Origin of the sequence: Streptomyces sp. NPDC048337, from assembly GCF_043201175.1 — a bacterium.
Classification (GTDB): domain Bacteria; phylum Actinomycetota; class Actinomycetes; order Streptomycetales; family Streptomycetaceae; genus Streptomyces.
This window is the reverse complement of the sequence record NZ_JBICYR010000055.1, coordinates 1-11,231: the sequence shown is the minus strand read 5'-3', so window position 1 is coordinate 11,231 and position 11,231 is coordinate 1. Positions and strand designations below refer to the sequence as shown.

Here is an 11,231-nt window from a genome sequence, read left to right as displayed (position 1 = left end):
GTGCCCGCGTCGGTGCGCTTTACCGACAGCAGGAGGCTGTTGGCCAGGCCGGCCTTCTTCGCGGCCGTCTGGTCGTGCAGGTCGACCTTCAGCTTGACCGGCTCGGCGCCGACCGGAGCCGAGTCGTCGGCGAGACTGCGCGCGGCCGACTTCGGGGCGGACTGCGGGGCCGCCGCGAGCGACGCGGGAAGCGCGGCGAAGGTGACCGGGAGGGCGCCCGCCTTGACGGGGTTGCCCGGGGCCTTGGACGGGCCGAGGGCGAAGGCGCCGGCCATCGGCTCGGTGGCCGACTTCAGGCTTACGACCGGCGGAGCCGACGCGTCCGGCAGGGCGATTTCAGCCGAACCGGCCTTCGGCCAGGCGATCTTCGGCGCGGAGGACTTCCACGCCTTCTTCTGCGACTCTGCCGGACCGGACGCAGGCTTGCCCGTGACCGGCGCTCCACCGACCTTGGTGAGCTTCTGCAGCCCCGGCTTCTTCAGGTCGGAACCGGCCGCCATGGCAGGGGTGGCGGTGAGGCCGGCGGTCAGCATGCTGAGCGCCAGGACCGGTATCGGCCACCGCCAGACACGCCTCAAAGGCGCACGCAGAGCGTGCGCCTGGGATCTTTTCAAAATTCGAACACTCCAACGCGTCGCGCGCGGTATTCCAGTCACCGCGCTAATGAGCAACGGCGCTGAACCTAACAAGCGCACACGCGGTGCGTCGAAGATTCCTGGAGCGGAAGGAAGCGGAATTTTGGCGTCCATGCCCTGGTCAGCAAGTCGCCAAAAAGTTGTACAGGAAAGGCTCTCAACTTTGGCCGCAGGTCTTGTCGGACCTGCTCATGCTCCGGCCCAGCGGAGCACTTCTGTCCGGAAATCCTTCCCAGGCTGCTACAAATCATTCGAACAGTAGGTGACCAATCGCCAGGGTGGCTGAAATCAAGCCGCGCGTGCGAGGTCGTCTCAACCATCGGTCGCCGCCCCGGCGCGGCCACCCCATCAGACCTTGAGGACCTGTCAGTGAGACCACTCCCGACGCGCGCCCGCGTCGACGATCCGCCCTCCCGCAGAAGGTCGGCCGTCGCCACGACGACCGCGCTGACCGCCGCCGCGCTCACCGCGACGCTGCTCGGCGGCGTGCCCGCCGCCGCGGCCGGCACGCCCAACGCCGCTGCGGCCGACAAGGCCGCCAAGGAGCGCCTGACCGACGCGGCCGCGGAGACCAGCGCCAAGAGCGAGGCGAAGAAGACCGGCAAGCCGGTCGAGATTCACTCGAAGCGCACCGAGACGGACGACGTTTGGGCGAACCCGGACGGAACCCTCACCGCCAACCACGCGCTGGCTCCCGTACGCGTCTACCGCGGCGGGAAGCTCGTCGACGCGGACACCAAGCTGGCCAAGCAGTCGGACGGGCGGATAGCCCCCGGGGCGACCGCCGTGGGCCTCTCCTTCTCCGGCGGCGGCACCGGTGCGCTGGTCACCATGCGCAAGGACGGCCGGGACGTTTCCCTCACCTGGCCGAAGGCGCTGCCCGCGCCGAAGCTGGAGGGCAACAGCGCGACCTACGCGAACATCCTGGACGACGTGGACCTCCGGGTCACCGCCGACGTGAACGGCTTCTCGCACCAGATCGTCGTCAAGACGCGCAAGGCGGCGGAGAACCCGGCCCTCGCCACCCTCGACTTCGGTCTCGAAGGCCAGGGCGTCACGATCCGCAAGGAAGCCAACGGCGAACTGCGCGCCGTGGACCCGGCGGGCAAGACCCTGTTCAGCGCGGCCAAGCCGCAGATGTGGGACTCCGGCGCCGAGAAGATACTCCCCGAGTCCACTGCGGGAGCGACGAACCCGAAGGCCCCGACCCCGAAGGCCGCGGCCCCCAAGACTTCCGGCGTGCAGGCGGCCCCGGCCGCCGAGGCAGCCGCCGCCGAGGCCGCCGCCCAGTCGGCCGCCGCCCAGACCCAGTCCCCGGTCCCCCCGGTGCCCGCTGTCGACGGCATCTCCACCGGTTCCAAGGAGGCCGACCTCGGTGTCGACCTCAAGGGTTCCAAGCTCACCCTGACCCCCGACCGCAAGCTGCTCACGGCTGCGGAGACCCAGTACCCGGTCGTCATCGACCCGATCTGGCGGGACGACTGGAAGTCGGCCTGGACGATCGCCTACAAGCACACCGCCTTCGCCAACTCGGCCAACACCAACTACTGGAACGGCGGCACCCTCAGCAAGGAGGGCCGCGTCGGCTGCGCCAAGGACGGCGCCAACGGCGGGACCGTCTGTGCCAAGACCTTCTTCCAGGTCGGCATGGGCGCCATGTGGGACAAGCAGATCGTGTCCTCCACCTTCCGCATCCAGCAGAAGTACGCGGGTTCCTGGAGCTGCAATTCCGGTGAGCTCGAGATCTGGGACACCGACGCCATCGGCGGCGGCACCACCTGGAACAACCAGCCGACCTGGAAGCGGAAGGTCTCTTCCATCGGCGAGTCCTACGGCGGCCGCAACTGCCCCGGCAACGGCGACACCGTCGAGATGAACGTGACCTCCGCGGTCGCCGACGCCGCCCGCTGGCACTGGCCGGCGTGGACCATGGGTCTGAAGGCCGCCGTCGACACCGTCGACGTGTCGTGGCGCAAGTTCAACCCGGACAGCGCCCGCATCTCGACCCAGTACAACACGCTGCCCGTCACCCCGTACGAGCGCGGCACGGACCCGTCCGTCCCGTGCAACGGGACGGAGCCGATCGGCACGACCGACCAGGTCGTCCTGCGCGCCCGCATCGCCGACAACGAGGACAACTCCCTGACGGCCGAGTTCCACTACTGGAACGCGAACGACTACGGCGGCACGCTGAAGAGCGTCAAGGTCCCCGTGACCAGCGGCAACATGGCCCAGCTGCCGATCCCCGCCGCATCGCTCGGCAGTGCCACCTACCGGTGGGACGTACGAGGGAACGACGGGACAGGGGACGGCCCCTGGGCCGGACAGTGCGTGTTCACCATCGACCGGACCCGCCCCGGCCACCTGCCAGGCGTGTCCTCGGTGCAGTTCCCCGAGAACAATCCGGACAACACCGGCTACGCCCGTACTGAGGGGACGTTCACGCTGACCTCCGGCGGCGAGAACGACATCACCAAGTACCAGTGGTGGACCGAGTCGGACCCGGCGGTCCGCGAGGTCGGCACGGCCACGCCCGGCGGCTCGGTGGACGTCAAGTTCACACCGACCACGGTCGGCCCGCAGGCGCTGTTCGTCCGCAGCCTCGACGCCTCCAACAACCGCTCGGACCTGAAGTCGTACCTCTTCTACGCCAAGCGCCAGCCGGGCCACGACAAGCTCGGCGACGTCAACGGCGACGGCACCGTCGACATCTGGAGCGTCGACCCGGGCTCGGGCCAGCTGTGGATGCACTCCGGCAAGGGCGACGGCTCGTTCGACCTGTCCAAGAAGCTGGACAAGGGCTCCTTCGCCAACGTCAAGTCGATGAGCCACCGCAGCAGCTGGAACGAGGACTACTACGAGGACCTCCTCGTCCTGCGTCCGGACAACACCGACGCCAGTCGCAACGCCCTGTGGGTCTACCCCGGCCAGGGCAACGGCGACCTCCGGCCCGTGGATGCCAACGCGTTCCAGGTGACGGTCTTCGGCGACGAGGAGAACAACACGTGGCAGGGGGTCGAGCAGGTCGTCTCGATCGGCAGCGTCAACGATGACCCCCTTCCGAACCAGGCGGTCGGCGACGGCAAGATCGACGAGAACGACCTGCCCGACATGCTGGTCAAGAAGGGCGGTGAGCTGTGGCTCTACATGGGGACGTCCACCGGCCTGCTCGGCCTTCCGGGTTTTGAGCCGATCCTGCTCGGCAACGCCGACTGGCAGAACATGACGATCATGGCGCCCGGCGACCTGAACGGCGACTCGCTCCCGGAGATCTGGGCCCGCGACACGGTCAGCGGCAAGATCCACCAGTACACCAGCAAGAAGACCACCACCAACACGTCGGCCGCGATGATCGACCTGGCGGTGTACCGCGACCCGGCCGTCCGGACGAGCTCCATCGCCACCGGCTTCACCGGCGCGGCCTACCCGCACCTGTCCACCGACGGAGACTTCGAGAAGGACGGCTTCGCCGACCTCTGGTCGCGCGACGGCAACGGCCAGATCACCGCCTTCAAGGGCCGCGCCCTGACCGCCGGCTCGGCCTTCGGCCCCGGCACCCAGCTGGCCCTCGGCGGCACGCCGTGGTCCGAGTGCCAGACGTTCACCAAGCCCGGTACCACCCCTCCCGCTCCCCACACGCTGTGCGGGCCGATCCTGGCGAAGTTCCTCGCCAAGGGCGGCACGGCGGGCCTCGGTTACCCGACCACCGACGTCACCCAGTCGACCGACGGTGTGGGACGCTTCGCGCACTTCCGCAAGGACGGCGAGAGCAGCGACAACGGGTCCATCTACTGGCACCCGAGCAGTGGCGCCTGGTCGGTCATCAACGGCATCCGCGCCAAGTGGATGAGCATGGGCGCCGAGAAGGGCGTCATGGGCTACCCGACGTCCGACGAGGGTCTCACCTTCGACAACGCCAGCTGGTTCAACACCTTCGCCGGCGGTGGCGGGGGCGCCATCTACTGGACGTGGGAGTTCGGCGGCCAGTCCGTCCGGGGCACCATCTACAAGAAGTACATCGAGCTCGGCGGCCCCAGCGGCCCGCTCGGCTACCCGACCACCGACGAGATCAACCACCCCGACAACGTCGGCCGCTACAACCACTTCCGCCACAAGGGCCAGACGGCGGACACCGCCTCCATCTACTGGACCACGACCACCGGCAAGGCCTGGTCGGTCCGCGGCACGATCCGCGAGAAGTGGGTCAGCCTCGGCGCCGAGAAGAGCTGGCTGGGCTACCCGCAGTCGGACGAGTACGACGTCTACGGCGGCCCCCGCGAGGACTTCTCCGGCGGCTACATCCGCCACAACCACACCACCGGCGTCAGCGTCGAGCACAAGGCGACCGACCGCACCGCCGACAAGCGCACCGACCTGTCGGGCGACTTCAACGGCGACGGCCGCTCCGACATGGCCACCGTCTACGACTATGGCAACGACACCATGGCGCTCTACGTCGCGCTCGCCAAGACAACGGGCGGATTCAACGCCCCCGTCCTTGCCTTCAACAGCGGCGTGTGGAACTGGCGTGTCAGCCAGTCCCAGTGGGTCGCCGGTGACTTCAACGGCGACGGCCGCGCCGACCTCGCCGCGCTGTACGACTACGACGACGCCAACGGCATGTTCACCTTCCTCGGCCAGCCCGACGGAACCTTCAAGCACCTGCCGCGCAGCGCCTACACCCCCGCGGGGAACTGGGACGCGGGGAAGGCCAAGCTGGTCGCCGGTGACTTCAACGGTGACAAGCGCGACGACGTGGCGATGATGTTCGACCACGGCGGTTCGACCGGCACCCACACCTTCCTGTCCAAGGCGGACGGTTCCTTCGACCTCTCGTTCCCGAGCTGGCGTTCGGGTCAGGGCGAGTGGTATTGGAACGAGTCCAAGCAGGTCGCGGGTGACTTCAACGGCGACGGCCGCGACGACATCCTCGCCCTGTACGGCCACGGCGACGGTTCCGTCGAGATGTACACCCTGCTCGGCAAGGCCGACGGCGGCTTTGCGGCCCCGTTCCGGTCGTGGAACCGCAGCCCGGGCAACTGGGACTACAACCGGTCCAAGCTCACCTCGGGCGACTTCAACGGCGACGGCCGCGCCGACGCCGCCATCCTGTTCAGGTACGACAACGGCCGGGCGGCCGCGTTCACCCTGACCGGGAAGCCCGACGGCGGGGTCAACGAGGACGTCAAGAGCTGGGACAGCGGCGAGAACAGCTGGTACCTGGAGAACACCGGAAACCTGGTGGCAGGTGACAGCAACAAGGACGGCCGCGACGACCTTGCGATCATGTACAACTACGCCTCCGGAGCCACCGCGATATTCGGCTTCAAGGCCCGCACCGACGGCGGCTTCGAAGCCCCGGTGAAGAGCTGGCAGGCAACGGCCGGCACCTGGTAACGGTAACCGCCAGGAGCCACACATGACATCGGCCCTCAGGACCCGAAAGGGTCCTGAGGGGCCGATCTCGTAGGACTCGGACGCTGACCGCTTATGGCGAAGGGCCCCGCCGGAATTCCGGCGGGGCCCTTCGTTGTCGTTACGGTCGTTCACCCCCGGAGGGGCCGTAGTTCGCGGTCAGGGTTGCGGCGTACTCGGGCGGGACCTTGCCCCGGAAGACCGGATCGAGGTACGTGTCCAGTGCGTCCGACACGCTCAGGAAGGGGCCGAACTGCTTACGCCATTCATTTTGTGCTGCCACGTTCGGAAATCCCCGGAAGACCGCTACTTCGGGATCTCTCTCGCCCCAGCATCCCCACTTCCCGGAAGCGCCCGTCACTGTGATGACGTCAGCCGAAATCGCGAGCGATCCGAAGATGTCGTCGTTCGGCTCGTGGCTGAGCGCTGCCCAGTAGTCGTCCTCACTGGCCTCAACGGACAGCGAGATCGCGGGATACGTCTGGTAATCCGCTACGTAGTAGGTATCGCAATCCGGTTTGAGGACCAGCAGTTCGACGTACTCGTCGCCGTGCCACCTTGCCATGGCGCAGAGTGCCGGCCAGATTTCGGGGACGAGGACCGAATCGAAGTCGTAGAACAACGAGTCGCCGATATCCTCTTTGAAGACCTGGACGGGCAGCCTGGCATCGAGATCGAAGACGGCTGCCCCATGGGAGCGGACGTTCAGGTATCCGTCGCGATCGATCATGATCGTATCCGTTCCGGCCGTCAGTCCTGGCCGAGCCTGATCTTGAGGCCGGCCTGCTTCTGGCCCACGTTATAGAAGTCGGCCGTCCATCCGTCATAGCTGTCGGCCTTGTCTCGAAGGAAGTACTTCATGCCATCCTTCAAGTACATGTCCTTGCCCGGACCCTTGTCGATGTGCTTCCAGCCGTTGGCGATGAGGTTCTCCCCGAATTCCTTCGGGCCGACGTCCGTCTGGACGTTCTTGACGGAGCTCTTCCCCTTTTTGAGGGTTTCCTGGTCGTACTGCGACGACGTGCGGCAGGCGCTGTTGTGAACGAGGACCGGGGTGTCCTCCGCCAGCACGTAGTAGGTGTGCAGGTTGCTGACGGTCAGGTTGTGGACCGTGGTGGACGGGGACGTCCACCGCTCGACCGCGGACACCTGGACGTACGCGCCGGAGCCGGTCTTGAGCCATTCACCCTTGGTGAGGTCCGTGGCGTCGACCCACTCGGCGAGTTCCTCGACCCAGAACGGGTGGCCGGCGGTCGCCGTGACCGAGGCCTCAGCGGTTCCCTTGTCGCCGTCGAGGTCGATGGTGACCCGGACCAGCTTCTTGTCGCCGTGCCCGTTGATCTCGCCTGCGACCGTCTCGGAACCGGACTCGCCGGTCTCCGGGTCGGCCGCCCGGACGCTGTCGCCGATCCTGACGTCCTCGATCGGCTTGGTGGAGCCGTCCGCCATCAGGACCTGCGTACCGGGTACGAAGCTGTTGTTCTCGCAGCCCGGTGTAGTGCCCGAGTCCTTGGGCTTTGCCGGGCTTCCGGAGCCTGAGTGCTCCGTAGCACCGCTGTCGGAGTCCTTGTCCTTCGACTTCTTCGGGGCGTCGCCCTTCTTGGTCTCCGAGGACTTCGATGCCTTGCCGTCGCCGTCGGCCTTCTTGGCCTTCTGCGCGGAGGCCTTGCCCTGCTTGGCCGCCGTGGCCTTGGCCTCGTCGGCTCGCTTGGCGGCTGCGGCTGCTGCCTCCTGCGCCTTCCTTCGGGCTGCTGCTGCTTCTTCCTCCAGCTTTCTCGCTCGTTCGGCGGCTTCTTCTATCTGTCGCTTCCACTCGGCGAGGTCTTCGGCGTATTTGGCCATGGCCTGCTGGTAGCGCTCGACTCGTCTGAGGATGTCTCGTGCGAGGGCGAGTTTGTGCGACCAGCTGTTGAAGGCGTCCCAGGCTCGGTCGAGTGCCTTGAGGATGCGCTTGGCGCGTCCTGCGAAGGGGAGTGCGGCGTCGAGGGCGAGTCCGGCGCATGCGCCCCAGTCGCCGCCGAGGCAGTCGCGGATGTCGTTGTAGCCGGAGGCGTCCTTGAGGATGCCCATGGCGACTTCGAGGGCGATGTCCAGGGCGCTCTTGCCCTGGATCATGTTGGCCCAGGCGGCTTCGGCGTCCGTGAAGTCCTTGATGGGCATCACGGGCGGTGCGATGGACAGGCCGCTGGGGTCGCTGAACGTCACCGGCGAGTTGTTCGCGTAGACGTACGGGTTCTGCTGCTTGGGCTCGTTGAAGTCGACGATGGGGTCGACGGAGATGAACCTGCCGGTGGCGGGGTCGTACTCGCGCGCGCCCAGGTGCACCAGACCGGTGGACTCGTCGACCTCTCCGCCGACGAAGCCCTTCTTGCCCGGCCACACGGCAGGGGCCGCGCCGCGGACCTCACCGTACGGCGTGAACTTGCGGCGCGTAATGGCCATGGTGGTGGCGTCCACGGAGGTGGTCGCCGTGCCGTTCTTGTCGGTCATCAGGTACGACGTCGTGATGACGCCGTCCTTGGCCGTCTTGACCATGGTCGGGCCGGCCGGGTGGGCGTAGTAGCGGGTGCTCTCCAGCTTGCCCGCGGTCGTGAGCTTGACCTCGGTACCCGGCAGGTACAGCGTGGTGCCCGAAGGCTCGCGCTTGATCAGGCGGTTGCCGCCGGCGTCGTAGACGAAGTCCGTCGTCTCGGTGCCCTTGGTGACCTTTGCCAGCTGGCCCTCAGCCGTCCAGTCCAAGGTCTGCGTGTCGCCCTGGATGGTGCGGGTCTTGGTGTTGCCCGCCTCGTCGTACGCGTACGACTCGGTGCGGACGCCGCCGGGCCCGGTGGTGTCGACCTTCTGCAGCCTGTTGGCGGCGGCCTGACCGGGGGTGCCGTAGGTGTAGGTGCGGGTGACGTCCTTCGTCAGGTCACCGGTCGGAGAGTGCTGGACCTCCTTGGTGCGGTTGCCCGCGGCGTCGAAGCTGTACGAGCTCCAGTACGCGCTCGGGCCGCCGACCTGGGGCTTGGAGCCGGGGCCGGATGCGTTCGGCTGGGCCGCGCAGTCGTCCGTGGCGGTCCAGGCCTCGTTCATGCGGCGCAGGTAGTCGTAGGCGAAGCACTGCACGTCGGCAGTGGCGGTCGGACCGTCCTTGTCGGTGACCTTGAGGATGTTGCCGACGGCGTCGTAGTCGTACGACGTGTCGCTGATCCGGCTCGGCGTCTGTTCCTTGTCGTTGACCGTCCGGGTGAGGCGGCGGGTCTGCTCGTCGAAGAAGTTGGTCGTGTAGACCTGGGATCCGGCGGGGCCGGATTCCGTGCGGAGGACGTCGCCCATGGGCGAGTAGTCGACCTTGCCGACGAAGGTCTTGCCCTGGATGCCCATGATGGTGGGCAGTTCCAGGTGGTTGTACTTCATGCTGGTCAGCTCGGCGGGCAGACCGCCGACCGCGGGCTGGTTCGTCCACGACGTCAGACCGGTGTTCGGCCGGTAGCCGCTGGAGAAGCTGTACGAACCGGCGAGGGCCCCCTCCGACGCGGGGATGGTGATCTTCGACCCGGTCGGGCGGTACTCGCTGTCGTAGCCGGTCACCTCCTGCGTGTAGGCGTTGCCGTTGACGTACCGCGTCGAGGACACGGGCAGGCCGACGGCACCCGGCAGGGTGTCGAAGGTGGTCGAGGTCAGCTTCGGACCGGTGACCGAACCCTCATGGGTAGCGATGACGCGGCCCAGCTCGTCGTACTCCGGGGCGATGACCTTGCCGCGGGCGTCCGTCGCAGTCGCCAGCCGGTCACCCAGCCCGTACGTCATCGTCGACGTGCCCTTGTCGGGGTCGGTCTGCTTGGTCTGGCGACCGCGGATGTCGTACTCGAAGCCCCACTTGTCGCCCGCCTGGTTGACGACCGACTCCAGCATGCCGCGCTGGTTGTAGGCGTACGTCGTCTTGTCGTACGCGCCGGTGGGCGAGTCCGAGCGGAAGAAGCGGAGCTCGGTCTTGCGGCCCGCGCCGTCGAGGAAGGCCCGGGTCGGGGTCTCGCCCTTGGGCGGGTCGACGGTGATGTTGTCGCCGCCGTACGAGGTGGTCGTACGGGAGGTTTCCAGGCCGAACTTGCGCGAGATCTGCGCGGTCGAGCGGCCGGAGCCGTCGTACAAGGTCATCGTCGAGGACGGGACCTCGTTGTCCTTCGGTGCCCACTGGACGCCCGAGGGAGCGCCATCGGTGTAGTAGGCGCCGTTGCTCTTCCAGACCTGGCCGAGGCTGTTGTAGAAGGTGTCGGTGATGAGCCGGCCGCCGCCGAGTGCCTCCATCTGGGTCTGGCGGATGCGCAGGCTGCTGTCGTAGATGTCGTAGCTGGTGCGGTAGGTGCCGTCATCCAGGAGACTCTTGTTGGAGATGACGACGGGGCCGTCGGTGCGGACGTCGTAGGAGAACTCGCCGTCCGGGGACTTGGAGAGCGGGTCGCGGTCGGGGGACCAGACCTTGAGCAGGCGGCCGAGGCCGTCGTACTGCATGACCTGACGGCGGCCGTTGGTGTCCTGCTTGGCCAGGACCGAGCCGCGGCCCTGGTCGGTCTCCGTGGTTTCGGTGTGACCGGCCGGGTTGGTGGTCACGACCTTGGTGACGATCTGGCCGGAGGCCGGGGTGTAGTCGACCTTGGAGGTCTTCCCGAACACGTCGGTCGTGGTCTTCATACGGCCGTACGCGTCGAAGGTCGCGCTGCCGTCGGTGGTGTAGACCGGGGTGCCGTTGGAGTATCCGGACAGCGACTCGGTGGACTTCAGGTTGCCGGCGGCGTCGTAGTACATCCGCGCGTCCGAAGTGACATCCGCCGGGCGCTGCACCGTGGTGGAGTCACACGCCTTCGCGACCGTCTCGACCCGCTTCTGGCGGGCGATGATCCAGCGTGTCTCGTCCGAGTCGTACTCGTAGCGGGTGCAGCTGTCGTCCGAGGGGTCGGCGACATCGCCCTTGTTCGAGACCCATTCGGCGAAGCCTCGGGTGTCGTACTTGGTCTCCATCGCCGTGCGGCGCCAGCCGCGGCCATCCGACAGCAGGATGCGGGAGTTGACCCCCGTGGTCTGCTGGACGAAGGACTGCTGCGGCTCGATGTCCTCCTCGGGCGTGGCGCCCTTGCGGAGGCGCGTTGCCGTGGGGCCGTAGATCCACGGGGTGTAGGTCGTGGCCGCTTCGAGGGCGCC

Annotated in this window: 4 protein-coding genes; 1 reads left to right on the top strand and 3 read right to left on the bottom strand. The window is 67.5% G+C overall.

Annotation, left to right across the window (positions count from 1 at the left end):
* Nucleotides 1-533, bottom strand: a 533-nt coding sequence (locus tag ACGFYU_RS37685) for a hypothetical protein (RefSeq protein ID WP_393831812.1), incomplete at its 3' end; no start/stop codon positions are given.
* A gap of 471 nt (nt 534-1,004) precedes the next feature.
* Between ACGFYU_RS37685 and ACGFYU_RS37680 the strand changes: the two genes are divergently transcribed.
* A complete protein-coding gene (locus tag ACGFYU_RS37680) occupies nt 1,005-6,032 on the top strand; it encodes an FG-GAP-like repeat-containing protein (protein WP_393831811.1) in 5,028 nt (1,675 codons plus the stop codon).
* Nucleotides 6,033-6,171: 139 nt separating this feature from the next.
* Here ACGFYU_RS37680 and ACGFYU_RS37675 read toward each other — a convergent pair whose 3' ends face one another.
* Nucleotides 6,172-6,780: a hypothetical protein gene (locus tag ACGFYU_RS37675; protein ID WP_393831810.1), complete on the bottom strand. Its 609-nt coding sequence runs from the start codon at nt 6,778-6,780 to the stop codon at nt 6,172-6,174.
* 20 nt (nt 6,781-6,800) lie between these two features.
* The coding region (locus ACGFYU_RS37670) for an RHS repeat-associated core domain-containing protein (protein WP_393831809.1) at nt 6,801-11,231 on the bottom strand (4,431 nt) is incomplete at its 5' end.

Bases quoted from the DNA above. Each gene is read 5' to 3' on its own strand.
- ACGFYU_RS37675 (WP_393831810.1), bottom strand. From the start codon at position 6,780: ATGATCGATCGCGACGGATACCTGAACGTCCGCTCCCATGGGGCAGCC.